Below are 25,581 nucleotides of genomic sequence, written 5' to 3'. Positions count from 1 at the left end.
CACCGGCATTGCCATGACAATTGATATCCTGAGGCTCCGCGATCGATTGCCGCAGGAGATCGCAGATCTTGAAAGCGAGGCCCGGCGTGAGGGCCATCGCCATGTCGCCCGCCTTATCGACGAATGGTCGGCCGGCGCCGTCAGGTTCGATCGTGACGGCGAAAGGTTGCTTGGCGCCTATGTCGACGACGCGCTCGTCGGCATCGGCGGCATGACTGTCGACACCGCCATGTCAGGAGCGTTGCGGATGCGGCGTTTCTACATTCGTCCGGCAATGCGCGGGCGCGGCATCGGCCGGATGCTTGCCCTGGCTCTGGTCGATCATGCGCGTTCCTTCTGCACTGTCGTCACCGTTCATGCGGGAAACGATGGTGCAGCGAAGTTCTGGGAGTCGCTCGGGTTTCAACCCCACGGACGAGATGGATATACGCATCTGCTCGCGCTGCAGCGCCATAGCGATGATCCAGCGGCTTTGCATTTGCGCCGGTGTGCTACGCCCCGATCTCCTTGAGGCGGATGGCCTGGCGCGCCAGCAGCCGCTCGACATCGGCAATATCAAGCGCCGAGAGCTTGGCGCCCGGCTTGCGCAGGGTGGCGGACTTGATCACACCGCGCTTGGCAAGCACATATTTGCGCGAGACAAGACCGATGCCCTGCTGCTGTTCGTAGCGGGCGAGCGGGAGATAGGCATCGAAGATCGCATGGGCGCGATCGGGATTTCCGGCGGCATAGGCCTCGACGACACCAACCATCATCTCGGGATAACAAAAGCCGGTCATGGCGCCATCGGCGCCGCGGCCCATTTCTTCGGGCAGGAAAAGCCCGCCATTGCCGCACAGGATGGAGATACGCCGCATGGCGCCCTTGTCGCTGGCGGCGCGAAGTGCCGAGATTTTCGAAAGACCCGGCCAATCCTCATGCTTGAGCATGACGCAGTTTGGCACCTCGTTGACGATGCGCTCGATGACCTTGGGCGCAATCGTCACATTGGTGGTGAGCGGATAATCCTGCAGCACGAAGGGCGTATCGCCCAGGGCCTCGCCGACCGACTGGTAGAAGGCGAAAGCCTGATCGTCGGTCTTGACGGTCCAGGGTGGCGCGACCATGACACCGGCGGCACCCTCACCCATGACGGCTTCGGCGAGCTCGCTCATTGGCGCAAGCCCTGGCGCCGAAACGCCGACGACGACGGGGAGGCGGCCATCGAGTCGCTTCAGCACCCTTTCGACGACTATCCGCGATTCCTCGGCCGTCAGCTTCGGGGCCTCGCCGAGCTGACCAAGCACCGTCAGGCCGGTGACACCGGCACCTTCGTAGAAATCGACCATGCTGTCGATGCTGGCGAGATCGAGCGCGCCGTCATCGGTGAAGGGGGTTACGGCGATCACATAGACGCCCTTGGCATCTTCAGTCAGTCTGGCCATTGGTGCTCTCCAATTCAGCGGCCGAAGAACAGCGCTTCGGCATTTCGAACAAAAATCTTTTCAGCAACCGCGGGGTCGTCGATGGTGGCCTGCATGGTCTCTACTAGCTCAGTGTCATCGGGCATGCCGTCCCACAATTCGGTGTGCGGCCAATCGCTGCCCCAGAGCAGCCTTTCCGCATGGCTGGTGGCAAGGGCGCGGCCGACCTCGGCAAAACCGTCGTAATTCACGTCCTTCGTCAGACGATAGGGCGCGGTTACTTTGACGTAGGCCTCGGCTCTGTCCATCAGTCTTTTCAGCGCATCGACATGCAATGATCTCGTCTCTCTGGCAAGCGGAATGAAGCCGAGATGATCGATGACGATGGGCAGGCGGATGCCGGACAGCGTTGCTGCAATATCGGAAAGTTGTTCGGGATTGATCTGCAATTGCAGCGACCAGCCGAGAGGGGCAATACTCTCCGCCAGTGTCCTGGCGGCGGCGAGCGGGAGGCCGCCCTTGTTGCGCGTATTGATCCGCACGCCGCGCACGCCGAGCCGGTCGAGCCGCTCTATCTCGGTTTCTGTAGTTTCGGGATCGATGACGACGACGCCGCGCAGACGATCTGGATAGGCGGCAAGCGCCTCCAGCAACACCCTGTTGTCGCGGCCATAGACGCTTGGCTGCACCAATATGCCTCTGACAATGCCAAGGCTGCCGGAGAATTCGATCCAGTCGGAAATCGTCGCGATGTCAGGCGTGTAGCTGCGTGGGGTGTTGAGCGGAGCGCCGGTGCGAAAGACGTGGAAATGCGTGTCGACCGTGCCTTGCGGCAGTGCCGCCCGAGGCAGCCGCGTCAGCGGCCGGTGGGGCAGGCAAAGCGGTGCCTCGATATCAGCGGCGCTCATCGCGCGTCGAACTCCTCGCTTTGCAGGAAGTCGAAGTCGGCGCCTTCGTCAGCCTGGAGCACGCGCTCCTGATAGAGCCTGGCATAGCCGCGCGCCGGGGCCGGGGAGGGCCGGTTGACGACATCAAGCATGCGGCGATCGAATTCCGCCTGGTCGATGTCAAGGTCGATGCGCCTGCCCTCGACGTCGAGGCGAATGCGATCGCCGGTGCGGACGATCGCCAGAGGGCCGCCATCGGCGGCTTCAGGCGCGATATGGAGGATGATCGTGCCGAAGGCCGTGCCGCTCATGCGGGCATCGGAAATCCGCACCATGTCCTTCACGCCCTGCCGCGCGAGCTTGCGCGGGATGGGTAGATAGCCGGCTTCCGGCATGCCGGGCGCACCTTTTGGCCCGGCATTGCGCAGAACCAGGATGTCATCGGCATGGACGTCGAGATCGTCGCTGTCGATGCGCAGCGTCATATCCTCGACGGAATCGAAGACCACGGCGCGGCCGATATGCTGGAGCAGATCCTTGGAGGCTGCGGATTGTTTGATGACGGCGCCACGCGGCGCAAGATTGCCGTGCAGGACGGCGATCGTTCCGATCGGCTTCAACGGTTTCTCGACGGTGCGGATGATGGTCTGGCCCGGCTCGTCGACGACAGCGTCGATGATTTCGCCGATCGTTTTGCCGTAGACCGTCGGGGCGCTGCCGTCGATTTCATGGCGCACCGCCTTCAACAGAGCCGGGACGCCGCCAGCCTCGTGGAACTGCTCCATATAATGCTGGCCGGAGGGCTGCAGGTCGACGAGCAGGGGAATGCTCCGGCCCAGCCGGTCGAGCTCGGCCATGTCGAGGCGCAGGCCGAGGCGGCCGGTGATTGCGGCAAGGTGGACGACGGCATTGGTCGAGCCGCCCATCGCCTGAAGCGCGACGAGGCCGTTGCGGACTGCCTGCGGCGTCAGGATATCGCGCACCGTCGGCGCGGCCTCATCCATGGCGAGACGCGCAGCGACACGGCCCGTCTCCTCGGCAAGGCGAACCCGTTCGGATTCGACGGCGGGCGCCGAACCGGCGCGGGGAAGGCAGAGACCCATGACTTCGGTCAGGTTCGCCATGGTGCTCGCCGTGCCCATCACCGTGCAGGTGCCGATCGAGCTGGCCAGCTTGTTGTTGACCTCGGCGATCTCGGCCTCGTCGATCTCTCCGGCGCGGAAGCGCCCCCAGAAACGGCGACAATCCGTACAGGCGCCAAGCCGTTCGCCCTTGTGGTGGCCGACGGCCATCGGGCCGGTCGGCAGGAAGATCGCCGGTATCTCGCTGCTTGCGGCGGCCATGATCTGGGCCGGCAGGGTCTTGTCGCAGCCGCCGATCAGGACGACGGCATCCATCGGCTGGGCGCGGATCATCTCTTCCGTTTCCATCGCCATCAGATTGCGCAGATACATCGAGGTCGGCGAGGCAAAGCTCTCATGGATCGAGATCGTCGGAAACACCATGGGCATCGCACCCGTCAGCATTACGCCGCGCTTGGTTGCCTCGATGAGTTGCGGCACATTGCCGTGACAGGGGTTGAAATCACTGTAGGTGTTGGCGATGCCGACGATCGGACGGTCGAGCGCATCGTCCGAATAACCCATGGCCTTGATGAATGCTTTGCGCAGGAAAAGGGAGAATCCCTGATCGCCATAACTCGTCAGCTTGCGGCGAAGACCGTTCGACAAAGCTGTTCCTCCCTCGCCAAATTGATCCATGGCCGTGGCGTCAGGGTAGAGGGATACGGAGGATTGTCAATAAATAAGATGGTGTCACTGTATCGTATTTTTGAATTTCTTCGGCGATCACCATAAAATACAATAGGAATCTCCGCAATTCGCGCTTTCGTTCAGCAATCAGATGATTGGCTTTTGTGAGGAGGCAGGATAGATTATTGATAAAATAGGATTGAATGCAGAGGAAGCGCGATGATGGGAACGGAACGACGGCGTATCGGTATTATCGGTGCCGGCTGGGTCAGTGCCTACCATCTGCCTGCATGGATGCGGCAGTCGAAAAGAGCCGAGGTCGTGGCGATCGCCGACCCGTCGCTGAGCGCCGTCGAAGCCCGGCTTGCCGCCTTCGATATCGCGCGCAGCTATGCGAGCGCGCAGGCGATGCTGGATGCCGAGCAGCTCGATGCCGTTGATATCTGCGCGCCGCGGGAGTTCCATGTCGAACTGGTTCGGCTGGCGGCAGCAAAGGGCCTCGACATCATCTGCCAGAAGCCGCTCGCGCCCTCTTACGGCGAGGCGGTCGACCTGCTGGAAGGACTTTCCGGCAGGGGCAGGCTGATGATCCACGAGAACTGGCGGTTCCGCGCCTATTATCGGCGGCTGAAGGCGTGGATTGACGAGGAGCTAGCCGGCGAGATCCGGCAGGTGCAGTTCGAATTCCTGTCCAGCGGCATGATCGCGGATGCGGAGGGAAAGAGGCCGGCGCTGGTGCGCCAGCCGTTCTTCCGGACCCAGCAGCGATTGCTGGTCATGGAGGTCATGATCCATCATCTCGATGCGCTGAGATATCTTCTGGGCGAGTTGGAGGTGGTCAGTGCACGGCTTGAGAGGAGCAATCGCGATATCGTCGCGGAGGATGTCGCAAGCGTCGTCCTGCGCCGGACGAGCGATGGCGTTCTCGTCACCGTCAATGCCAATCTCGCCGTGCATGGCGCGCCGCCGTCGCCGCGCGATCACCTGCGCATCTTCGGGGCGCTCGGCACGCTCGAACTGAACGGCAATCTGCTCTCGGCCGAGGGTGCGAAGCAGCGCCGGGAGAGCTTCGATCCTGACGAGACCTACCAGGGCGCCTATGACGCGACCATTGCGCATTTCCTCGACAGCCTCGATGGAAAGGTGGCGATGGAGACATCGCCGGACGATAACATCAAGACGCTTGCCCTTGTCGAGGATATCTATCGCCTGAGCCGGTTCGACCCGGAACGCAATCCACTGTAACATGGCTCGCCGTTAGAGCGCCGCGCGTCCGACAGGACGCGCTAAGGACGCTCTATCACATTAAATTGGCGCATAATCCTTTTCCGAAAATCGACTTCGATTTTCGGGGTTATGCTTCAGAGGAGATGACATTTGCAGACGCTCAACGAAAGCCGCGAAGACGGCATCGAGCATGATGATTTAAGTATTGCCCGCGCGCTGGAGGAAGACATCATTTTCGGGCGGCTTGCGCCCGGAACCCGCCTGACCGAAGACACGCTTCTTGCCCGCTTTCACGTCACGCGCCATTTCGCCCGGCAGGCGATCGTGCAGCTCGAGACGATGGGCATCGTGGTTCGGGAGCGCAACAAGGGGGCAACGGTGCGTTCGTTGACGGCTCGCCAGGTCCAGGAAATCTACGACGTGCGGGAATTGCTGCAACGGCAGGCGGCGCTGTGGATAAAGCTGCCGGCGCCCGAGGCATTGATTGAGGAACTGCTGGCGCTGCATGAGGAGCATGGCCGCCACATCGAATCCGGCTATCTCAGGGGTGTGCACGAGGCCAATGACAAGTTCCACCTGACGCTCTTTAGCGCCTGCGGCAATGCGCATCTCGTGCAATCGATCGAGCTCTATATGCGGCTCAGCCTGCCGGTGCGTGCCAATTCAATGTCGAGCAAGGAATCGCTACGCATCTCGCATGAGCATCACCGGCTGATGATCGAGATGCTGCGTGGCGGGGATAACTGGGTTCTCGCCCAGCTCTGCGTCGACCATCTACAGCCGAGCAAGAAACGTTATCTTGCCTATGTCAGCGAGAATTGACCGGGCCGTTTAATGGGAGCGCAATCTTTCGATTGCGCTCCCTTCGCCTACCGGCTCACCAATCGAGACGCAGGAGAGACACGCCTTGACGTGGTAGGGAGACCTTGAGCCCGATCTTACCGTCGTCGACCTTGACCGATGCCTGACCGTCGATCTCGGCGAGTTTTCCCGAGGCTTCCAGCCTGGCATAGTCTTCGCCGGTCGGATTCTGCGGCTTGCCCATCGCCTTCCAGACGCCGAAAGCGTTGGAATGCTCCTCGTCCATCCTGAAATGCTTGAGCGAGGCGGACTTGCCGTCCCAGCCGTCGAGATTGACCGTGATATTGGCGGACGGCCCGGCTTCATCATCGTCGTGGTAGTGCCAGACGAGAATGGAAACGCCCTTGTCGTCGCGGGTTGCCACGACGTTGACATCGGGCTTGCCGCGAACGCCATGGCTCATGATATCTTCGATGTCGCGGCGATAATCGCTTTCCGATTCCAGCCATTCACCGCCGAGTTTGCCGAGCATGCGGAAGCCGTTGAGAACAGCCTTATCGACGCCATTGGTGGCAAGATCGCGGAAGCCGTCGAAATAGGGCTGGTCGTCGAAGAGGAAGGCCCAGGTCACCGCGCCTTCGATGTGGATGTTGGCGCGTCTTGCAAGCTCGTAAGTGCGGATCATACTCTCGACCACATAGACGCCGTAAAGCGGACCGTTGCGATAGCCGTTCTGGGGATGGACGCGTGCGGAGCAGGCCGCACAGCCTTCCGGATCGGATTCGCCGATCACCACAGGCAGGTGCCGGAGTTCCGGAAACTCATTGATGATGGCAAGGTTCGTCTCGATGTCGCGGAGCTGCTTGTGCAGGCCCATCCGCACGTGACCCTCGTAGATCACAGGATTGCCCTTGGCGTGGAAGGCGAGGAAATCGATCGGCGACTTGTTCTCGACCACGTGCCTGAGGAAGGCGCGCAGAAAGGTCTGGGCCTTTTCATTGGCAAAGGCGCCGCAGGTGTGCGGGCCGCCGACGCGGGCATTGGGCAAGGCACGCTTCAGGGCCTTGGCGCTGACATCATACATTTCGCAGAATTGCGGGATGGTGCCGGTCCAGTAGTGGCCGTCCGGCTCGTTCCACACTTCCCACGGCCAGCTTGAAACGACGTCCTCGCCATATCTCTCGGCAAGATGCCGTGCCCATGCTTCGATCAGGTCGCCCCATTTCTTCAGGTCCGTCGGCGGGGCCGTCCAGCCGGTGGTGATCGTCGCGTATTTGTCGGCCGGCTCCCATTGGTGGCGATAAGGGCCGTCGAAATCGGAGAGCGTCTCCGGCGTGAAGCCGATCTGGATGAGCGGAATGTTGCCGGCTTCGACATAGGTGTCGAAGATCTTGTCGACGATCGTCCAATCATAGACCGGATTGCCGTTCGCATCCTCGGTATAGGCATTGGTCGAACCCCATTTGAGGGCAGGCAGGCCGTCGCCGCTGGTCAGAAGATTGTGCGCACGGATGCGGGGCGGCTCCGGGCTCAGCTCGGTGAGTTCCTTCAGCAGCTTCCTGCCGTGCGGGGAGTAGGTGTAGTTCGGCTCGTCGTAGCCGAACCAGTTCCACAAAGGTTGGTATTTGCCGGTTGGCCGGTTGGCGTGAACGGAGATTGTCACGTCATAGGGGCTGCTCATTCTGGTGTCCTCTTGAACGGTCATGCCAAAGCCTCCTCCCGAAAGCAGCCGACCTGTCTGGTGATGAAGTGCGGCCTCTTGGGAGGGCGCCGCGCTCGCCGCAAAAGCTAAGCCAAACGCTCACTTTGTCAATAATATAAAAAAGCACATCGCTGCCCTGCGCCAAAAATGCCTGAAAATGCGCTATTTTTTATGACAAGCAAAATTATTAGTTGCCGTTTCTCAAAAAATTGTCGATAACTACGGCGTGAGTTCACCCGCCGCCGAGGAGTGCATGTGCCCTACGGCACGCGCAGGCAGGGGTTCGCTGGACGCCATCGTCAATTGATTACGGGAAGCGCTCGCCGCGGCGAGTTGAGGAGGAGGAACATCCGATGAAGTTCCGTAAATATGCAGCCTTTGCCTTATTGTCGCTCATGGCCCTTCCGGCATTTGCGCAGGATTTCATTGCCGGCATACCGCGCAACGAAACGCTGATCATCCAGGGCACGCCGCAGCAGAATGCCGACTGGTTCAACGTCTGGGCTCCGGGCGGCGGGGCGGCGGCAAACCTCAACGGCCTGCAGCAGCTGACCACCGATACGCTGTGGTTCATCAATCCCGAGGGCGGCAAGGATGCCTGGCAGAATGCGCTTGCCAGCGAACCGCCGAGCTACAACGCCGATTTCACCGAGATGACGGTAAAGCTGCGCAAGGGGATCTTCTGGAGCGACGGTGTCGAATTTACCAGCGACGACGTGGTCTATACCGTGCAGACGCAGATCGACCATCCCGGCATGGCCTGGAGCGCGCCCTTCACCGTCAATGTCGCGAGTATCGAAAATCCTGATCCGCAGACCGTCGTCTTTCATCTGAAGAAGCCGAACTCGCGCTTCCACACGCTGTTCACGGTGCGTTGGAATGCCGCCTGGATCATGCCGAAGCACGTCTTCGAGAAGGCCGCCGATCCGCTGTCCTTCAATAATAATCCGCCGGTTTCGCTCGGGCCCTACCAGCTGCAGAGCTATGACAAGGGCGGCAACTGGACGATCTGGAAGCTGCGTGATGACTGGCAGCGCACGTCGATCGGCCTGGCTGCGGCACAACCGCCTGAGGTCAAATACGTCGTCTATCGGGCCGCCGGCAATCCGGAAGCGCGCGTCATCGAACAGCGCAACCACAATCTCGACGTCATCAACGACATGGCGCCCGAGGGCATGTTCTCGATCATGCGCGACAGCAAGAGCACGGCCTCCTGGCTGAAGGGCTTTCCTTTCGCACATCCGGACCCGACGCTGCCTTCCGTTCTCTTCAATACGAAGAAGGCGCCCTTCGACAATAAAGACGTGCGCTGGGCTCTCGCTCTACTGATCGATATCCGCGAAGTGGCGCTCGGCTCCTACCGCGGCGCGGCCAATATCGCCGCCCTTGCCACGCCGCCGACGGGTTCCGCCCCGGACGACTATTACGCACCGATGCAGGACTGGCTGACGAATTTCGAGCTCGACACCGGATCCCGCAAGATCAAGCCCTACGATCCCAACATCTCGGCGCAGATCGCCAATATGGTGCGCAGCCAATGGGCCGATCAGATCCCGACCGATCCGGCCAAGCTGCAGCGTACATTCGGCTTCGGCTGGTGGAAGAAGGACGTTCAGGCTGCAACCGAGCTGCTGCAGAAGGCTGGTTTCAAGAAAAGCGGCCGCCAGTGGGTGAAGCCTGACGGCACGCCCTTTACGATCCGCCTGCAGGTGGAAGGCGATGCCATCCCGACGCTTGCCCGCGCCGGCACGGTGATCGCCCAGCAATGGTCGCAAGCCGGCATCGCCACCAAGGTCGATGTCGCCGGCCCGACCAATGGCCAGCGCCTCAGCACCGGCGATTTCGAGACGGCGATCTACTGGAGCATCGAGACCTGGGGCGGTCATCCCGACCTCTCCTTCTTCCTCGACAGCTATCATTCGGAGTTCATCAAGCCGGTCGGGCAGATCCAGCCGCCGCGCAATCTGCAGCGCTGGCAGGATCCGCGTCTCGACCAGTTGATCGAGCGCAATCGGTCGATCGCCTTCGATTCGCCCGATGTCGCCAAGCTCGGCCAGGACTTCCTGAAGCTTGCCGTCGAGGAAATGCCGATGATCCCGCTGATGGCCTACAACAAGTTCGCACCGCTCGATACGACCTACTGGACCAACTATCCGAGCGCTGACAATCCCTATTCGGCCTCGGGTCCGAACTGGTCGAACATTCGCTACATGGTGGTCGGGCTGAAGGCCAATCCGGATGCGCCGAAGCCTTGATCGAGGCACAACAAAGGAAACAGCCGGCCGCCGGCTGTTTCCGTTCTGCTATTGAAGGGTCGATGTCATGAACGGCTTTCTGATCTATGCGGCAAAACGCTTTCTGCAATTTCTCTTCGTGGTCTTCACCGGCATCACGCTGGCCTTCCTGATCGCGCATTTTTCGCCGGTCGATCCGATCGAGCAGACCGTATCGCTGTTGACGAGCTTCGGTTCCACCGATCCGCAGGCCGTCGAAATCCTCCGCGAATTGCTGCGCGAGCTCTACGGCACCGGCGGCCCGCTGCTGGAGCAGTATTTCACCTTCTGGGGCCGTGTCCTGACCGGCGATTTCGGCCCGTCGCTTTCGTCTTTCCCGACTCCGGTGATGACCGTTATCGGCCGGGCACTGCCCTGGACCGTCGGGCTTCTGACGCTCGCAACGATAATTTCCTGGATCATCGGCAATTTTCTCGGCGCGCTTGCCGGCTATTTCCGCAGCAGCAAGCTGCTGAAGGTCGCCGGCATCGTCATCATGGCGCTGCAGCCGATCCCGACCTACATCATCGGTCTCAGCCTGGTGATCCTCTTCGGTTTCATCTGGCCGATCCTGCCGATCAGCGACGGCGCGCAGGTCAATCTCGCGCCGGCCTTCAACTGGGCCTTCATCAGCTCGGTGATCGAACACGGCATCCTGCCGGCCCTGACCCTCGTGCTCGTCGGCATCGGCGGCTGGTTCATCTCGATGCGCTCGCTGGTTTCCAACATCGTCACCGACGACCACGTCGTCTATGCCGAACTTGGCGGCGTGCGCTCGCGCAGCATCTTTTCGCAATATGTGGCGCGCAACGCCATGCTGCCGCAGGTCACCGGCCTGGCGCTCAGTCTCGGCAATGTCTTCGGCGGCGCCGTCATCGTCGAGTTCGTCTTCAATTATCCCGGGATCGGCAAGCTTCTGATCTCCGGCATCTATTCCGGCGATTACAGCCTCGTGCTCGGTGTCACCACCATCGCCATCATCGCGGTTGCCGCCGCGGTCTTCGTGATCGACATCATCTATCCGCTGATCGATCCACGCGTGAAACTGGGGTAATCCGCGATGTTCAAAGTCCTCAGAGACCTGCTGCGCTACAACAAGGAGTTCCTGCTCGGAACCATCCTGATTTCTATCATCCTGGCGCTGATCGTGGCGTCGTTCTTCTCGCCCTATGACGAGAATGCCATCTATGTCGTTGCGCCCGACATGCCGCCTTCGGCCGAATTCTGGCTCGGCACCACCTCGCGCGGCCAGGAGGTTTTCTGGCAGATCGCCGCCTCGATGCGAAATACGCTGTTCTTCGGTATCATCGTCGCCTTCGTCAGCCGCATCATCGCCATCGCCGTCGGGCTGATCTCCGGCTATATCGGCGGCCGAACCGACCAGATCATCATGGCGGTCAACGATACGCTCGGCGCACTGCCGAACATTCCGATCCTGCTGCTTCTGGTCTTCGTGCTCCGCGACCAGATGACGTGGTTCATGCTGGCGATCACCGCAGCGCTGCTCGGATGGACACATGACAGCCGGCTGATCCGGTCCGTCGCCCTGTCTCTCCGTCAGCGGGAATTCACCCGGCACGCGGTCTTTTCGGGCATGCGCACACCGCAGATCCTCATCCGCGAACATCTGCCCTATGTCATGCCGATCGTCTTCTTCACGACGATGAACAACATGATCTGGGCGATCGGCCTCGAAGTGACGCTCTCGGTGCTCGGATTTTCCGACATCAACCGGCCGACGATCGGCGGCATGATCTACTGGGCCAATGCGCATTCCGCGATGGTATCGGGCATATGGTGGTGGGTCGCCTTTCCGATGCTCTTCGTCGTCATCCTCTTCCTCGGCCTGTTCATGCTCGCCATGTCGGTGAACGAATATATCGACCCGCGCTCGCGGCTCGCCCGCATGGGAGCTTGAGGAGATGCAGAACCTGATGAGGACGCAGCCTTTGACCCTTGCCGAAAACACCATGGACGCACTGACGATCGACGGGCTGAAATGCTACTACGTCAACGACTATTTCGGTGTGCGGCGGGAAATCCGCGCAGTCGACGATATCAGCCTGACCATCCGCAAGAACGAGATCTACGGCATTGCCGGCGAATCCTCGAGCGGCAAGACATCGCTGATCAAGACGCTTGCCGGCGCCATCCGCCCGCCGATGCGCGTCGTCGGCGGAACGGTGAAATTCAATTTTGCCGACGGGCCGATCGATGTCTACGGCGAACCGGCGAAGATGAAGGCGGCACGCTGGCGTCACCTCTCCTACATCATGCAGGGTTCGATGAACGTGCTGAACCCGGTCAGAAGGGTCAAACACGCCTTCACCGATTTCGCCTCCCGCCATATGAACCTCGATCCCGCCGCCTTCCGCGCGCGCGTCGAGGCGCATCTTGCCAGGCTGCATCTCGATCCTCATGTGCTCGAAGCCTTTCCGCATCAGCTTTCGGGCGGCATGCGCCAGCGTCTGACGATCGCCCTTGCCACCGTCTGCGAGCCGGAATTCATCATCGCCGACGAGCCGACGACGGCGCTCGACGTGCTTGTCCAGCAGGACGTGCTGGCGCTGATCAAGGAAGTGCAGACCCGCCTGCAGTCCTCGGTCATCTTCGTGACCCACGACATGTCTGTGCATGCCGCCATCACCGACCGGCTGGCCATCATGTATGCGGGACGGCTGGCGGAGGAGGGGCCGACGCAGGCGATCTTCGACAATCCCCAGCATCCCTACACCGTCCACCTGATCGGCAGCCTGCCGCGCATTGGCGACGTCTCGACGCGGAAAAGCCTCAAGGGCAAGCCGCCGGCACTTTCGGATCCGCCTTCGGGATGCCGTTTCCATCCACGCTGTCCGATCGCGATCGACAAATGCGCACGTGAAGTGCCGGCGATGCTGCCGAGCGCGACGGGAGGGCGGGTCGCGTGCTTCCGTGCCGGGGAGTACCAGATCCAATGAGCAGCAATCTCCTCGAACTCGACCATGTGACCAAGCTCTTTCCGATCGGCGGTTTCTTCTCGCGCGAAAAGATGAAGGCGGTCGACGATGTCAGCTTTGCGCTTGCCGCCGACAAACCCGAGATATTCACGATCGTCGGCGAATCCGGCTCCGGAAAATCGACGCTGGCGAAGATGATCCTCGGCAGCGAAAAGGCCGATCGGGGCAGCATTCATTTCGACGGCACGGATGTGAAGGCGGTGCGGTCCCGCAGGGATCGCGAGGCTTTCATGGCCAAGGTCCAGCCGGTCTTCCAAAATCCATTCGAGGCCTTCAATCCGCTGACCCGGATCGACGAGTATCTGCTGGCCACCGCGCATCGCTTCAAGGGGGCAAAGAGCCGCACCGAGAAAGAGGCGCTTGCCGACGTTGCCCTCCAACGCGTCGGCCTGTCGATGGCGGAGATAAAGGGCCGCTTCTCGCACGAGCTTTCAGGCGGCCAATTGCAGCGCATCGCTGTCGCCCGTGCGCTGATACCCGAGCCGAAGCTGATCGTGGCGGACGAGCCGGTCTCGATGGTCGACGCATCGCTTCGCATGTCGATCGTCAATCTCTTCCGCGATCTGCGTGATGCGCTCAACGTCTCGATCGTCTACATCACCCATGATCTTGCGACCGCCTATTATATTTCCGACCGCGTGGTGATCATGCGCAAGGGCGTGGTGGTGGAGAGCGGCGATGCCAGGGACGTGCTGGAACATCCGAAACACGCCTATTCGATCGCGTTGAAGAACGCCGTTCTGCCGCCCGATCCTCGCGAGGCATCGGCGATCCTGCGTCTGCGGCAGCGCAATGCCGAGACAAATGAAGCCACTTCCGGCAGTGGCGACCGACTTGCCAGGTGAAGCGCAATTCTGAGCTTCACTGTTTAAATCGTTGCGACCAGCCGGAACGCGTCGCTGCGTCTTTGCGGTTCCAATTCCATCGATTTGCGGGCATGGTCTCGCGCGATGAGCACAGATTCGTCCGATCTCTTTGGCGCGCTTTTCGAGGCACCGCCCGCGAACCGAACGGTTCCCGTGCTGGTGCCGATGCCGGCGCCGAAACCCTATTCCTATTCGGTGCCGGATGGCATGGCGGTCGAGCCCGGCTCGGTCGTGCAGGTGCCGCTCGGGCCGCGGCAGGTGATCGGCGTCGTCTGGGACGGCGGCGAGGACGGCGTCGATCCAAAGAAGCTTCGGCCGATCAGCCATGTCTTCGATTGCCCGCCGCTTGCCAGGGAGATGCGGGATTTCATCGATTGGGTGGCGACCTATACGCTCTCGCCGCCCGGCCTCGTCGCCCGTATGGCGCTGCGGGCGCCGAACGCCTTCGAGCCGGAACCGATGGTGGAGGGGCTGAAGCTCGTCGGCGGCGAACCGGAGCGGATGACGCCGGCGCGCGCCCGGGTGCTCGATACCGCCTCCGACGGCTTTTCCTGGACACGCAGCGGCCTTGCGCATGCGGCGGGTGTCTCGACGAGTGTCGTCGACGGGCTAATCACGCTCGGCATTTTTGAGGCGATATTCCTGCCGCCGCCGCCGGTCGTTGCGATGCCGGATCCGGATTTCGCCGCCGCACGTCTCGAAGGGCCGCAGAAGCAGGCGGCAGAAGAGATCGTTGCCGATGTCCGCAAGGGCGAATTTTCGGTGTCGCTGATCGACGGGGTAACCGGCTCCGGCAAGACCGAGGTCTATTTCGAGGCGATTGCCGAGACGCTGAAACGCGGTAAGCAGGTGCTGATCCTGCTGCCGGAGATCGCGTTGACGGCCAGTTTCATGGAGCGCTTCCAGGACCGCTTCGGGGCAAAGCCTGCCGAATGGCATTCCGATCTTGCGCCGCGCATGCGTGAAAAGGTCTGGCGCCAGGCGGTGACCGGCGAAGTGCGGGTGGTGGCCGGCGCTCGCTCGGCGCTCTTCCTGCCCTTCGAGGATCTCGGCCTGATCATCGTCGACGAGGAACACGATCCCGCTTACAAGCAGGAGGATCGCGTCTTCTACAATGCTCGCGACATGGCCGTCGTGCGCGGCCGCATCGGTGATTTTCCCGTCATTCTGGTGTCGGCGACGCCGTCGGTCGAAAGCCAGGTCAACGGGCAGAGCGGACGCTACAGCACCGTCCACCTGCCGACGCGTTTCGGCGATGCGGCGATGCCGGACCTGCATCTGGTCGATATGCGCAGGCACGCGCCGGAGCGGGGCGGCTTCCTGTCGCCTGTGCTGATCCGGGCGATCGGCAAGACGGTGGACAAGCGCGAACAGGCGCTGCTGTTTCTCAACCGGCGCGGTTATGCGCCGCTGACGCTCTGCCGGGTCTGCGGCCATCGGTTCCAATGCCCGCAATGTTCGAGCTGGCTGGTCGAGCATCGTTTCCGCAAGCAGCTGCAATGCCATCAATGCGGCCATGCCGAGCGCACGCCCGAGGCATGCCCAGAATGCGGCACGCTCGATCATCTCGTCGCCTGCGGGCCAGGCGTCGAGCGCATCGCGGAGGAGGTGGAACGGCATTTTCCGGAGGCGCGGACGATCGTTCTCTCCTCGGATATCATGGGTGGGGTGAAGCGGCTGCGGCTGGAGCTGGAAGCGATCGCCAAGGGCGAGGCCGATATCGTTATCGGCACCCAGCTTGTGGCAAAGGGGCACAATTTTCCGCTGATGACGCTGGTCGGCATCGTCGATGCCGATCTCGGCCTTGCCAATGGCGACCCGCGCGCGGCCGAACGCACCTTCCAGCTCTTGTCGCAGGTGACGGGCCGGGCCGGGCGCACCGGCCTCAAGAGTCATGGGTTGCTGCAGACCTATCAGCCGCAGCATCCTGTCATGCAGGCAATTGTCTCCGGCGATTCCGACGCTTTCTACGAGCGCGAGATCACCGAACGCGAACGCGCCATATTGCCGCCTTTCGGTAGGCTGGCGTCGATCATCGTTTCGGCCGAAACCCGCCACGACGCAGAAAACCATGCGCGCGGCATGCGCAACGCCGCACCGCAGGTGTCAGGTATCTCGGTGCTCGGTCCGGCCGAAGCGCCGCTCGCGCTGGTGCGCGGCCGCCACCGCTTCCGTCTTTTGGTCCACGGCCGGCGGAACTCGGACATGCAGGGCTTTCTGCGGGCGATGCTCTCACAATCGCCCAAAGAGCGTGGATCGGTGCAGGTGCAGCTGGATATCGATCCGCAGAGTTTTCTCTAAATCAAATGAAGTCGCCATTTCCTCCTTTTTCGGCCCATGCCATAAAACACTGATTCATCCGGGTGATTTGGGGCTGATGCATGGAGTTTTACTTTCCGACCGAGCTTGGCGAGCAGCTTGCCTTTTGCTCCGCGGCTTTCACGGCGCTTGCCGGCTTCATCATGATGTTCGCGCCGGGCCATACTTTCCGTCTTCTCGGTCTGCAGGCGCAGGAGGGGCGGCCGGAAGGCTTCGGCGAGGGACGCTCGATGGGCGGTTTCTATCTCGGTTTCGGGCTGTCGGCGATCATGCTCGCCCAGGACTGGATCTACATGGCGCTCGGCGCCTCCTTCGCGATGGCGGCCTTCGCCCGTGTCATCTCGATTCTGTCCGATAAGGGGAGTAATCTCGTCAACTATTTACTCCTGGTTGTGCAGATCGCTTTGGCCGCGCTACCGCTGCTCTACGTTTTCGGCTTCACCCAGACGTGACTCTTACTGCCGGCAGACGGCTTCTTCGGCCTGCTTTCAGGCCATTGCGCGATTTTGCAGACAGAAATTCATGCGAAAGGCGTATTCGGGCATTACGCGTGTTGCGAGTCCGAACATCCTATGTTAGACGGACCCCGAATTTCGGAAGAAGCAAGAGGCTTCTCTTGTGATTTCTGGGGGAAATCAAAACGAATTCAAGATCATAGGTTCGGCGCCCGCCGAGAGCCGGATTTTGGGTTGAAATCAGGGAAATTTGTGCCAGTGGCAGACACGTCCCAGCTTACTTCTGGTGTTGCCGAACGCTATGCCTCGTCGCTTTTCGAACTGGCGCTCGAGCAGGGCGCCGTCGACAGCGTCACCGCCGATCTTGATCATTTCCAGGCTATGCTGGATGAGAGCGCCGATCTGAAGCGCTTCGTCGCAAGCCCGGTTTTTTCCGCTGAAGACCAGCTGAAGGCGATCGTCGCCATCAGCGAGAAGGCCGGTATCAGCGGTTTCTTCGCCAATTTTCTGAAGGTCGTGGCGCGCAACCGCCGCCTGTTCGCCCTGCCGGGCATGATCAAGGCCTTCCGCATCATCGCCGCGAACCATCGCGGTGAAATCTCCGCCGAGGTCACCTCGGCGCATGCGCTTTCGCAAGCGCAGGAAACCGAATTGAAGGTGGCACTCAAGAGCGTTACCGGCAAAGACGTGACGATTGCCGTCACGGTTGATCCGTCAATTCTTGGTGGCCTGATCGTGAAGGTCGGGTCCCGTCAGATTGATACGTCTCTTCGTACCAAACTCTCTACCCTTAAGCTCGCATTGAAAGAGGTTGGCTGATGGATATCCGCGCCGCGGAAATTTCCGCAATTCTCAAAGACCAGATTAAAAATTTCGGCAAAGAGGCAGAAGTCTCGGAAGTCGGCCAGGTTCTCTCCGTCGGTGACGGTATCGCTCGTGTCTACGGTCTGGACAATGTCCAGGCCGGTGAAATGGTCGAGTTCCCGGGCGGCATCCGCGGCATGGCCCTGAACCTCGAATCCGACAATGTCGGCGTCGTCATCTTCGGCTCCGACCGTGACATCAAGGAAGGCGACACCGTCAAGCGGACCGGCGCCATCGTTGACGTTCCAGTTGGTCCGGAACTGCTCGGCCGCGTCGTCGACGCGCTCGGCAATCCGATCGACGGCAAGGGCCCGATCAACGCGACGCGCCGTTCGCGCGTCGACGTCAAGGCTCCCGGCATCATTCCGCGCAAGTCGGTTCATGAGCCGATGTCGACCGGCCTCAAGGCCATCGACGCGCTGATCCCGGTCGGCCGCGGCCAGCGCGAGCTGGTCATCGGCGACCGCCAGACCGGCAAGACTGCGATCCTTCTCGATGCCTTCCTCAACCAGAAGGCCATTCACGACAACGGTCCGGAAGGCGAAAAGCTTTACTGCGTCTACGTCGCCGTCGGCCAGAAGCGTTCGACCGTCGCCCAGTTCGTCAAGGTGCTCGAAGAGCGCGGCGCACTGAAGTATTCGATCATCGTTGCCGCCACCGCTTCCGATCCGGCGCCGATGCAGTTTCTGGCGCCGTTTGCCGGCTGCGCCATGGGCGAATATTTCCGTGACAACGGCATGCATGCGCTGATCGGCTACGACGACCTGTCCAAGCAGGCCGTGTCCTACCGCCAGATGTCGCTGCTGCTGCGCCGCCCGCCGGGCCGCGAAGCCTATCCGGGCGACGTTTTCTATCTGCACTCGCGCCTGCTCGAGCGCGCTGCGAAGATGAACGACGACAAGGGCGCCGGTTCGCTCACCGCTCTGCCGGTCATCGAAACGCAGGGCAACGACGTGTCGGCCTTCATTCCGACCAACGTGATCTCGATCACCGACGGCCAGATCTTCCTTGAAACCGACCTGTTCTACCAGGGTATCCGCCCGGCTGTGAACGTCGGTCTGTCGGTTTCCCGCGTCGGTTCGTCGGCGCAGATCAAGGCGATGAAGCAGGTTGCCGGCTCGATCAAGGGCGAACTCGCCCAGTATCGCGAAATGGCCGCCTTCGCCCAGTTCGGTTCGGACCTCGACGCTGCGACGCAGCGCCTGCTGAACCGCGGTGCACGCCTGACCGAACTCCTGAAGCAGCCGCAGTTCTCGCCGCTGAAGACGGAAGAGCAGGTCGCCGTGATCTTTGCTGGCGTCAACGGCTATCTCGATAAGCTGCCGGTCGCTTCGGTCGGCAAGTTCGAGCAGGGCTTCCTCTCATATCTGCGTTCGGAAGGCTCCGCCATCCTCGACGCGATCCGCACGGAAAAGGCAATCAGCGACGATACCAAGGGCAAGCTCAATGCTGCTCTGGATAGCTTCGCAAAGTCTTTCTCGTAATCAGGCCCTAAGTTAGGACGGATCACGGATGCCTTCACTTAAGGATCTGAAAAACCGGATCGCCTCCGTCAAGGCGACGCAGAAGATCACCAAGGCGATGAAAATGGTCGCCGCGGCGAAGCTTCGGCGTGCGCAGGAGGCGGCCGAGGCCGCCCGGCCTTATTCGCAGCGCATGGGTGTGGTTTTGGCGAACATCGCCAAGGCCGTCACCGATGCCGACGGCGCACCGACGCTGATGACCGGCACTGGCCAGGACAAGGTCCATCTGCTGGTGGTCTGCACGGCCGAACGCGGTCTTTGCGGCGGTTTCAACTCGCAGATCGCACGCTTTGCACGCGAACAGGTCCGCAAGCTGCTTGCCGAAGGCAAGACGGTGAAGATCTTCACCGTCGGCAAGAAGGGTCACGATATCCTTCGCCGCGAATTCGCCTCTCTGATCATCGAGCGCAAGGAATTGCGCGACGTCAAGCGGGTCGGCTTCGAGAATGCGGATCAGATCGGCAAGCGTATCATCGAGATGTATGCTGCCGGCGAGTTCGACGTCTGCACGCTGTTCTATTCCGAGTTCAAGTCGGTGATCAGTCAGATTCCGACGGCGCAGCAGCTCATCCCGGCTTCAACGGGAGCTGTGCAGGCCGAAGATGCCGCACATGCAGGCGCCGTCTACGAATACGAGCCGGATCCGGCATCGATCCTCGAAGATCTGATCCCGCGCAACATCTCGGTCCAGATCTTCCGCGCGCTCCTTGAGAACGTCGCAGGCGAGATGGGCGCCAAGATGAGCGCTATGGACAATGCGACGCGTAATGCCGGTGAGATGATCAACAAGCTGACGCTGAGCTACAACCGCCAGCGTCAGGCGCAGATCACCAAGGAACTCATTGAAATCATTTCGGGCGCGGAAGCGCTCTGAGGCTAGGAAAAGAGGGTCAGAAAATGGCTGAGGCAGCTACCCCCAAGATCGGCTCTGTCGGCAGAGTCACCCAGGTTATCGGCGCCGTCGTCGACGTTGCTTTCGAAGGCGAACTGCCGAAGATCCTGAACGCGCTGGAAACCAGCAACAACGGCAACCGCCTGGTTCTCGAAGTTGCGCAGCACCTTGGCGAAAACGTCGTCCGTACCATCGCGATGGACTCGAGCGAAGGTCTCGTCCGCGGTCAGGAAGTCGCCGATACCGGCGCTCCGATCATGGTCCCGGTCGGCAACGAGACGCTCGGCCGCATCATGAACGTCATCGGTGAGCCGGTCGACGAAGCCGGTCCGCTGGTTACCGCTCACAAGCGCTCCATCCACCAGGAGGCGCCGTCCTATGTCGAACAGTCGACGGAATCGCAGATTCTGGTGACCGGCATCAAGGTCGTCGATCTTCTGGCTCCCTATGCACGCGGCGGCAAGATCGGCCTCTTCGGCGGCGCCGGCGTCGGCAAGACCGTTCTGATCATGGAATTGATCAACAACGTCGCCAAGGCGCATGGTGGTTATTCGGTTTTCGCAGGCGTCGGTGAACGCACCCGCGAAGGCAACGACCTCTACCACGAAATGATCGAATCGAACGTCAACAAGCATGGCGGCGGCGAAGGCTCGAAGGCCGCGCTGGTTTACGGTCAGATGAACGAGCCGCCAGGCGCCCGCGCCCGCGTCGCCCTGACCGGCCTGACGGTTGCCGAACACTTCCGCGACCAGGGCCAGGACGTTCTGTTCTTCGTCGACAACATCTTCCGCTTCACGCAGGCAGGTTCCGAAGTGTCGGCTCTGCTCGGCCGTATCCCGTCGGCCGTCGGTTATCAGCCGACGCTGGCAACCGACATGGGCCAGATGCAGGAGCGCATCACCACGACGACGACCGGCTCGATCACCTCGGTTCAGGCCATTTACGTTCCGGCCGACGACTTGACCGACCCGGCGCCGGCAACCTCGTTTGCTCACCTTGACGCAACGACGGTTCTGTCGCGCTCGATCGCTGAAAAGGGCATCTACCCGGCGGTCGATCCGCTCGACTCCACGTCGCGCATGCTCGACCCGATGGTCGTCGGCGAAGAACATTACGACGTCGCCCGTAAGGTCCAGTCGACGCTGCAGCGTTACAAGGCCCTGCAGGACATCATCGCGATCCTTGGCATGGACGAATTGTCCGAAGAGGACAAGATTGCTGTCGCCCGCGCCCGCAAGATCGAGCGTTTCCTGTCGCAGCCGTTCTTCGTCGCCGAAGTCTTCACCGGTTCGCCGGGCAAGCTGGTTGCTCTCGAAGACACGATCAAGGGCTTCAAGGGCCTCGTCAACGGCGAATATGATCACCTGCCGGAAGCTGCCTTCTACATGGTCGGCTCGATGGAAGAAGCGGTCGAAAAGGCCAAGAAGCTCGCAGCTGCTTAATGAGCGATGCGCTAGACGAGATATTCTGCTGCGACTCCCTGAAAGGGGTCGTGGCGGATCTTCCGGAACCGGCAGCGCCGACCGTCTATCGCGCCGATAATGGCGTGCTGATGATGGTGGTGGGGCTGGTCCAGAGCGAGGAAGGCCTCGGTTATCTCGACCAAGCGATAATGCACTGCCCGTTCTGCGGGACTAAATTGCAAGATGCGAACGCCATAGCCGAGAAGGTAAGTCACTGATGGCTGACAATTTCAACTTTGAGCTCGTTTCGCCGGAGCGTCTGCTGCTGTCGGAGATGGTGACCGAGGTCGTCATCCCCGCGACTGAAGGCGAGATGACGGTCATGGCAAACCATGCGCCGACGATGACGACGATCAAACCGGGTGTCGTGAGCGTGCGTTCGGCCTCCGGCAAGAAGCAGGACTACGTCGTGTTCGGCGGTTTTGCCGATATCCTGCCGACCGGCTGCACATTGCTGGCCGAATCCGCGGTTCCGGTCGAGGAACTCCACAAGGACGAACTGACGCGCCGCATCGAGGCCGCCCGCAAGGAACTCGAACATGCCGAGTTGCACGAGCACAAGTCGAAGCTCGAGCACTTCATCATGGAACTGACGCACCTGCGCGGCGTCGTTCAACAGGATTGATTACAATCGGTAAGATCCATGAAACGCGGCCGCGATGGCCGCTTTTTTGTTTCTGCCTTTATCTGTCGATGTATGGAAAACAGCACTATCGGCCGAGTTGAAATTAAGCGGCGGCCGCAACAATTCAAAGGGCTAATGCGACCTTTGCGCGTCTGATAAGACGCGTGACGCTGCAGGGCGGCCTACCTCTGGTAGTGATGCCGGCTTCGTCTCAGAAGCCGGTTCCACCGCGCAGCTCGATGACGACCGTCTTGAACAGGATCTTCAGGTCGAGTAGCAGGCTGAAATTCCTGACATAATAGATATCGCAGGCGATGCGAGCGCGGGCTGCCAGGGGCCGCGCCGTCGGGCCGCGCCAGCCGCGCGTCTGCGCAAGGCCGGTGATGCCGGGGCGCATGATGTGGCGGTGGTGGTAGTCCGGCACCAGTTCCTCGTAGAGCCGACCGGCTGCCCGCATATTGATGGCGTGGCAGCGCGGGCCGACCAACGACATCTCACCCCTGAGAACGTTGAAAAGCTGCGGCAGCTCGTCGATATTGGTCTTGCGGAGCACCGAGCCGATGCCTGTCACCCGGCTGTCGCCCTTGACGGTCTGTTGAATGCCGCTCGGATCGCAAGCTTCCGCACGCATCGACCGGAACTTGAAGACCATGATCTTCCGGCCGTTCAGCCCCCAGCGGATCTGGCGGAAAAACACCGGACCGCCATCGTCGAGTTTGATGAAAAGAGCGATTACCAGAAAAAGCGGCGCCAGCACGATGAGGGCGCTGACTGAGGCGACGATGTCGATCAACCGCTTCACGCCCAGCCGCACAGCCATCTTTCTTTCGATAAGGGAAAAGCTATCCGGCTGGCGAATGTTGGAGTTCGCTATAACCAGGGTCTTGGTTTTGTCCTGACGCTGAGACGGATCGAAGCGTGGATTCGTCTTCGAAGTAAAAGCATTCATTACGCAAGGTCCACAAGTTTAGATGCGATACTGAACAGCAGGGAGACAAATACATGGTCACGTATCGTTTGTCATCGGGATAAATAAGAATTTGATAACCCTAAAGACGCCAAAAATGGGAGTATTCCGCGTTAACCTTAACGCCTGTAGTTGCGTTTACGGGAAATTTATACTTTGAAAGGAGTAGCCCGATTGGGTTGACGAGATGTCAGCCGGCTTCCGAAATGGATCGCCGGCTTTTCCAGCAGCGCGTAGCTGAGGGTTGCGACCAGAAGGATGAGCGCTGCCGCCAATCCGCATGACTGCAGCCAGCCAGTGACGACATTTTCCGAGGAAACGCCGAACGAACCCGGGTCGAGCCTCTGGATCAATATCAGGATGATCTCCTGCCAGATATAGATGCCGAAGGAGATCCTTGCGATGTAGCGGACAGGAGCGTTGTCAAGCAGCACGCCTAGGCGTTGTGAATGGCTGAGCGAGACGAGCGCCGTTGCGACTGCCAGTGGAAAGACCGGAAAACCGTAGGGGATTTCGAGCCAGCCGTAGGCTTCGGCGGAGCCGCCGGGCGATATGACGAGGCGGTAGGCGGCAATGGCGAGGGCGAGGAGCGCTGCGGCATCGAACCAGGAGGAGCGCCTTCTTGGCAGCATGACCTCGACGCCGGCGGCAAGCGCGCCGAGCGCGAAGACGGCGAAGAAGCCGATCGGGTTATATCTCGGCATCCACTCCTTCGCCCCGCCCTGCAGGCCATACTGCCAGCCGCGTCCGATGTCGTCGAGCGGAAGGAAGGTCAGGATCAGCACATGGGCGAGGAGTACGCCGGTGATGACGCAAAGCCAGGCGAAGCGGGCAAGCAACGGGCGCTGCCTCAGGAAAGGCAAACGAAACAGCACGAGAAAGCAGACCGGCAGGAGCACATAGCTGGTGACCTCGAAGGGAATGGACCAGAGCGGCCCGTCGGCTTCGACAGGAAACAAGGTGCGCCAATGCCATTGGCTCATGAACAGCAGCCCGGAGACGTAGCGGAGCACAAGCTCAGGCGTCAGCGGCAGAGCCAGCAGCGTCAGGCTGAGGGCGAAGCCGACGGTGGCGGCGAACCAGAAGCCCGGAGTGATGCGCGCCATCCTGCGTATCGTGTAATGCCGCAGGCTCGGCATGTCGCTGGCCGCGTCGAGCGCGCGCCAGAAGGGATGGGCAAGAAGAAAGCCGCTGAGCACGAAGAAGATGGCGACGCCGAAATTGCCGAAGCGGAGGATATTTGCGGCCGGTCCGAGTTCCTCGGGGATTCTGCGCATATCCAGCCGCAGCGCGAAGTGGTGGGCGAGCACCAGCAGACAGGCCGTCGCGCGCAGAAAGTCCGCTCCGGCCAGTCTCTCCTGTTGTCGCATCTTATCCCCCGCCCTGCCCAGAGCATGATGCCGAAAAGTGTGAGCGGTTTTCGGACGACATCATGCTCCGGGGTCTCGGACTTTGCAGCGGAAAGTCACGACGGGCAAGGCAGGCGTTGGGCTCAGTCGAGAAGTTCGTTGGTATAATAGGTGGAGAAGTCCGGCTTCTCCTTGAGTGCGGCGCCATTCGCATCGACCAGAATATCATTCTCGATCAGGAAGCCACCCAGGGCCTCGGCCTTTGCCGGGTCGAGCTTACCGATCACACCGGCCTCGGATTTCAGGAAGTGGCCCTCGATCAATGCCTTCTGAGAAGCCTTTACCAGTTCCGTATTCATCAGTGCGCCGTTGCTTCCAGAGATCAACAGGTCGCAGGCTTCGTCGGGATGGTCGACGGAGTAGGCATAACCCTTTCGTGTCGCCTGGATGAAGGCGCGGGCGTGGTCCCGACTTGCGGAGAGATAGGCGTCGCTGGAGACGATGACCGTCGTCTGCTCGTCGGGAATGCCATAATCGGAATAGTGGAAGCGGCCGATCTTCCGGTTTTCCAGTTCGGCAGCGATGCCTTCCCAGGTGTAGATCTCCAGCGTGAAATCGATCGAGCCATTGTCCAGCGCCTCGTAAGCGGAGGTGCCGAGGGTGACGGTCTTGACGTCGCCTTTGCCGCCGTCATTGCGGATCATCGCGGAGATCAGCGCGCTCTCCCAGGTGCCACCAAAGCCGCCATAGGTCTTGCCGTCGAGGTCTTTCGGGCTCTTGATGTCGTCGCGTCCGCCCTTGAAGATCAGGCGTGCGGTTTCCGTCTGGACGACGCCGTAGACCATCTTCACGTCACCGCCGCCAGCGCGCTGCGTCAGCGTCTCGATCTCGCTGCTGATGCCGAAATCGGCAACGCCGTTCGACACCAGCGTTCCGGCGCTGGTATCGGTGAAGGGAAGAATCTCGACATCGAGCCCGGCATCGGCATAGAAGCCCTTCGCCTTGGCGACATAGATGCCGATATGGTTGGTGTTGGGCGTCCAGTCGAGCGCGATGCGAACCTTTGCGGGCGCCGATTGGGCAAAGGCAGTGCGGCCGGCGACGCTTGCCGCGATGGCGGCGAAGATCGTCTGGCGACGGGTGAGAAGCAGCATGGTGACCTCCTCAGGTCTCTAGAGCATGATGCCGAAAAGTGTGAGCGTTTTCGGACGACATCAT

General features: G+C 61.0%; 23 protein-coding genes. 16 read left to right on the top strand and 7 right to left on the bottom strand.

The window, feature by feature from the left end; genetic code table 11:
• The first annotated feature begins 13 nt into the window (after positions 1 to 13).
• Positions 14 to 511 (top strand): GNAT family N-acetyltransferase, encoded by a 498-nt coding sequence (locus tag AC25BC_RS20055; RefSeq protein ID WP_128438295.1) that lies wholly within the window; start codon positions 14 to 16, stop codon positions 509 to 511.
• Here AC25BC_RS20055 and AC25BC_RS20050 read toward each other — a convergent pair.
• From AC25BC_RS20050 to AC25BC_RS20040, 3 genes are read right to left on the bottom strand one after another with little or no spacing between them, the layout of a single operon-like run.
• Positions 492 to 1,424, bottom strand: a complete 933-nt coding sequence (locus tag AC25BC_RS20050) for a dihydrodipicolinate synthase family protein (protein ID WP_128438294.1) — start codon at positions 1,422 to 1,424, stop codon at positions 492 to 494. The two genes, AC25BC_RS20055 and AC25BC_RS20050, sit on opposite strands and share 20 nt — an antisense overlap.
• A gap of 14 nt (positions 1,425 to 1,438) precedes the next feature.
• Positions 1,439 to 2,311, bottom strand: a complete 873-nt coding sequence (locus tag AC25BC_RS20045; RefSeq protein WP_012759262.1) for an amidohydrolase family protein — start codon at positions 2,309 to 2,311, stop codon at positions 1,439 to 1,441.
• On the bottom strand, positions 2,308 to 4,020 hold the full coding sequence (locus AC25BC_RS20040) for an IlvD/Edd family dehydratase (RefSeq protein WP_128438293.1): 1,713 nt from the start codon (positions 4,018 to 4,020) through the stop codon (positions 2,308 to 2,310). The genes AC25BC_RS20045 and AC25BC_RS20040 overlap by 4 nt, the downstream gene beginning before the upstream one ends.
• 240 nt (positions 4,021 to 4,260) lie before the next feature.
• Here AC25BC_RS20040 and AC25BC_RS20035 point away from each other — a divergent pair, with 240 nt between their 5' ends.
• Positions 4,261 to 5,286, top strand: coding sequence for a Gfo/Idh/MocA family protein (locus tag AC25BC_RS20035; protein WP_128438292.1), 1,026 nt, complete (start codon positions 4,261 to 4,263; stop codon positions 5,284 to 5,286).
• 132 nt (positions 5,287 to 5,418) lie between these two features.
• On the top strand, positions 5,419 to 6,090 hold the full coding sequence (locus AC25BC_RS20030) for a GntR family transcriptional regulator (RefSeq protein WP_012759259.1): 672 nt from the start codon (positions 5,419 to 5,421) through the stop codon (positions 6,088 to 6,090).
• A 55-nt stretch (positions 6,091 to 6,145) separates the two neighbouring features.
• On the opposite strand, the gene AC25BC_RS20025 is transcribed toward AC25BC_RS20030, so the two are convergent.
• Positions 6,146 to 7,774: a GH39 family glycosyl hydrolase gene (locus AC25BC_RS20025; RefSeq protein WP_128438291.1), complete on the bottom strand. Its 1,629-nt coding sequence runs from the start codon at positions 7,772 to 7,774 to the stop codon at positions 6,146 to 6,148.
• Between the two features lie 350 nt (positions 7,775 to 8,124).
• Here AC25BC_RS20025 and AC25BC_RS20020 point away from each other — a divergent pair, with 350 nt between their 5' ends.
• The 13 genes from AC25BC_RS20020 to AC25BC_RS19960 all read left to right on the top strand — a co-directional run bounded on the left by AC25BC_RS20020 (position 8,125) and on the right by AC25BC_RS19960 (position 22,047).
• Positions 8,125 to 10,026 carry an ABC transporter substrate-binding protein gene (locus tag AC25BC_RS20020; RefSeq protein WP_017995362.1) on the top strand — a complete coding sequence of 634 codons (1,902 nt, stop codon included), beginning with the start codon at positions 8,125 to 8,127 and terminating at the stop codon, positions 10,024 to 10,026.
• Positions 10,027 to 10,093: 67 nt separating this feature from the next.
• Positions 10,094 to 11,098 (top strand): ABC transporter permease, encoded by a 1,005-nt coding sequence (locus AC25BC_RS20015; RefSeq protein WP_487778526.1) that lies wholly within the window; start codon positions 10,094 to 10,096, stop codon positions 11,096 to 11,098.
• Positions 11,099 to 11,104: 6 nt separating this feature from the next.
• A complete protein-coding gene (locus AC25BC_RS20010) occupies positions 11,105 to 11,962 on the top strand; it encodes an ABC transporter permease (protein ID WP_017995361.1) in 858 nt (285 codons plus the stop codon).
• 4 nt (positions 11,963 to 11,966) lie between these two features.
• Entirely contained in the window at positions 11,967 to 13,001 is a 1,035-nt protein-coding gene (locus AC25BC_RS20005; RefSeq protein WP_012759255.1) for an ABC transporter ATP-binding protein, read from the top strand.
• A complete protein-coding gene (locus tag AC25BC_RS20000; protein WP_012759254.1) occupies positions 12,998 to 13,885 on the top strand; it encodes an ABC transporter ATP-binding protein in 888 nt (295 codons plus the stop codon). Before AC25BC_RS20005 ends, AC25BC_RS20000 begins: the two co-directional genes overlap by 4 nt.
• A gap of 105 nt (positions 13,886 to 13,990) precedes the next feature.
• Positions 13,991 to 16,207, top strand: coding sequence for a primosomal protein N' (locus AC25BC_RS19995; RefSeq protein WP_012759253.1), 2,217 nt, complete (start codon positions 13,991 to 13,993; stop codon positions 16,205 to 16,207).
• An 80-nt stretch (positions 16,208 to 16,287) separates the two neighbouring features.
• Positions 16,288 to 16,677, top strand: a complete 390-nt coding sequence (locus AC25BC_RS19990; protein WP_012759252.1) for an AGROH133_08824 family phage infection protein — start codon at positions 16,288 to 16,290, stop codon at positions 16,675 to 16,677.
• 255 nt (positions 16,678 to 16,932) lie between these two features.
• Positions 16,933 to 17,499, top strand: coding sequence for a F0F1 ATP synthase subunit delta (locus AC25BC_RS19985; protein ID WP_012759251.1), 567 nt, complete (start codon positions 16,933 to 16,935; stop codon positions 17,497 to 17,499).
• Positions 17,499 to 19,028 (top strand): F0F1 ATP synthase subunit alpha, encoded by a 1,530-nt coding sequence (gene atpA, locus AC25BC_RS19980; RefSeq protein ID WP_012759250.1) that lies wholly within the window; start codon positions 17,499 to 17,501, stop codon positions 19,026 to 19,028. Before AC25BC_RS19985 ends, atpA begins: the two co-directional genes overlap by 1 nt.
• A 28-nt stretch (positions 19,029 to 19,056) precedes the next feature.
• Positions 19,057 to 19,941: a F0F1 ATP synthase subunit gamma gene (locus AC25BC_RS19975; RefSeq protein ID WP_017995356.1), complete on the top strand. Its 885-nt coding sequence runs from the start codon at positions 19,057 to 19,059 to the stop codon at positions 19,939 to 19,941.
• A gap of 23 nt (positions 19,942 to 19,964) precedes the next feature.
• Positions 19,965 to 21,401, top strand: coding sequence for a F0F1 ATP synthase subunit beta (atpD, locus tag AC25BC_RS19970; RefSeq protein WP_012759248.1), 1,437 nt, complete (start codon positions 19,965 to 19,967; stop codon positions 21,399 to 21,401).
• A complete protein-coding gene (locus AC25BC_RS19965; protein ID WP_012759247.1) occupies positions 21,401 to 21,640 on the top strand; it encodes a hypothetical protein in 240 nt (79 codons plus the stop codon). The genes atpD and AC25BC_RS19965 overlap by 1 nt, the downstream gene beginning before the upstream one ends.
• Entirely contained in the window at positions 21,640 to 22,047 is a 408-nt protein-coding gene (locus AC25BC_RS19960; protein ID WP_012759246.1) for a F0F1 ATP synthase subunit epsilon, read from the top strand. The genes AC25BC_RS19965 and AC25BC_RS19960 overlap by 1 nt, the downstream gene beginning before the upstream one ends.
• Positions 22,048 to 22,258: 211 nt before the next feature.
• On the opposite strand, the gene AC25BC_RS19955 is transcribed toward AC25BC_RS19960, so the two are convergent.
• From AC25BC_RS19955 to AC25BC_RS19945, 3 genes are all read right to left on the bottom strand, one after another.
• Positions 22,259 to 22,996, bottom strand: coding sequence for a sugar transferase (locus tag AC25BC_RS19955; RefSeq protein ID WP_012759245.1), 738 nt, complete (start codon positions 22,994 to 22,996; stop codon positions 22,259 to 22,261).
• Positions 22,997 to 23,163: 167 nt separating this feature from the next.
• Positions 23,164 to 24,384, bottom strand: coding sequence for an acyltransferase family protein (locus tag AC25BC_RS19950; protein ID WP_128438290.1), 1,221 nt, complete (start codon positions 24,382 to 24,384; stop codon positions 23,164 to 23,166).
• A 122-nt stretch (positions 24,385 to 24,506) separates the two neighbouring features.
• Positions 24,507 to 25,517 carry an ABC transporter substrate-binding protein gene (locus AC25BC_RS19945; RefSeq protein WP_017995354.1) on the bottom strand — a complete coding sequence of 337 codons (1,011 nt, stop codon included), beginning with the start codon at positions 25,515 to 25,517 and terminating at the stop codon, positions 24,507 to 24,509.
• Between the last annotated feature and the right edge of the window lie 64 nt (positions 25,518 to 25,581).

The organism is Rhizobium sp. WSM409, from assembly GCF_057653825.1.
This window is presented reverse-complemented; position numbering and strand designations above follow the sequence as displayed.

Excerpts from the sequence above, each read along its gene's own strand:
- AC25BC_RS20005 (WP_012759255.1), top strand. The coding sequence starts at position 11,967 with ATGCAGAACCTGATGAGGACGCAGCCTTTGACCCTTGCCGAAAACACC.
- AC25BC_RS19995 (WP_012759253.1), top strand. The coding sequence starts at position 13,991 with ATGAGCACAGATTCGTCCGATCTCTTTGGCGCGCTTTTCGAGGCACCG.
- AC25BC_RS19990 (WP_012759252.1), top strand. The coding sequence starts at position 16,288 with ATGGAGTTTTACTTTCCGACCGAGCTTGGCGAGCAGCTTGCCTTTTGC.
- atpD (WP_012759248.1), top strand. The coding sequence starts at position 19,965 with ATGGCTGAGGCAGCTACCCCCAAGATCGGCTCTGTCGGCAGAGTCACC.
- AC25BC_RS20025 (WP_128438291.1), bottom strand. The coding sequence starts at position 7,774 with ATGACCGTTCAAGAGGACACCAGAATGAGCAGCCCCTATGACGTGACA.
- AC25BC_RS20055 (WP_128438295.1), top strand. The coding sequence starts at position 14 with ATGACAATTGATATCCTGAGGCTCCGCGATCGATTGCCGCAGGAGATC.
- AC25BC_RS20000 (WP_012759254.1), top strand. The coding sequence starts at position 12,998 with ATGAGCAGCAATCTCCTCGAACTCGACCATGTGACCAAGCTCTTTCCG.
- AC25BC_RS19975 (WP_017995356.1), top strand. The coding sequence starts at position 19,057 with ATGCCTTCACTTAAGGATCTGAAAAACCGGATCGCCTCCGTCAAGGCG.
- AC25BC_RS19955 (WP_012759245.1), bottom strand. The coding sequence starts at position 22,996 with ATGAATGCTTTTACTTCGAAGACGAATCCACGCTTCGATCCGTCTCAG.
- AC25BC_RS19945 (WP_017995354.1), bottom strand. The coding sequence starts at position 25,517 with ATGCTGCTTCTCACCCGTCGCCAGACGATCTTCGCCGCCATCGCGGCA.
- AC25BC_RS20045 (WP_012759262.1), bottom strand. The coding sequence starts at position 2,311 with ATGAGCGCCGCTGATATCGAGGCACCGCTTTGCCTGCCCCACCGGCCG.
- AC25BC_RS20050 (WP_128438294.1), bottom strand. The coding sequence starts at position 1,424 with ATGGCCAGACTGACTGAAGATGCCAAGGGCGTCTATGTGATCGCCGTA.
- atpA (WP_012759250.1), top strand. The coding sequence starts at position 17,499 with ATGGATATCCGCGCCGCGGAAATTTCCGCAATTCTCAAAGACCAGATT.
- AC25BC_RS20035 (WP_128438292.1), top strand. The coding sequence starts at position 4,261 with ATGATGGGAACGGAACGACGGCGTATCGGTATTATCGGTGCCGGCTGG.
- AC25BC_RS19965 (WP_012759247.1), top strand. The coding sequence starts at position 21,401 with ATGAGCGATGCGCTAGACGAGATATTCTGCTGCGACTCCCTGAAAGGG.
- AC25BC_RS20015 (WP_487778526.1), top strand. The coding sequence starts at position 10,094 with ATGAACGGCTTTCTGATCTATGCGGCAAAACGCTTTCTGCAATTTCTC.
- AC25BC_RS19960 (WP_012759246.1), top strand. The coding sequence starts at position 21,640 with ATGGCTGACAATTTCAACTTTGAGCTCGTTTCGCCGGAGCGTCTGCTG.
- AC25BC_RS19950 (WP_128438290.1), bottom strand. The coding sequence starts at position 24,384 with ATGCGACAACAGGAGAGACTGGCCGGAGCGGACTTTCTGCGCGCGACG.
- AC25BC_RS20010 (WP_017995361.1), top strand. The coding sequence starts at position 11,105 with ATGTTCAAAGTCCTCAGAGACCTGCTGCGCTACAACAAGGAGTTCCTG.
- AC25BC_RS20020 (WP_017995362.1), top strand. The coding sequence starts at position 8,125 with ATGAAGTTCCGTAAATATGCAGCCTTTGCCTTATTGTCGCTCATGGCC.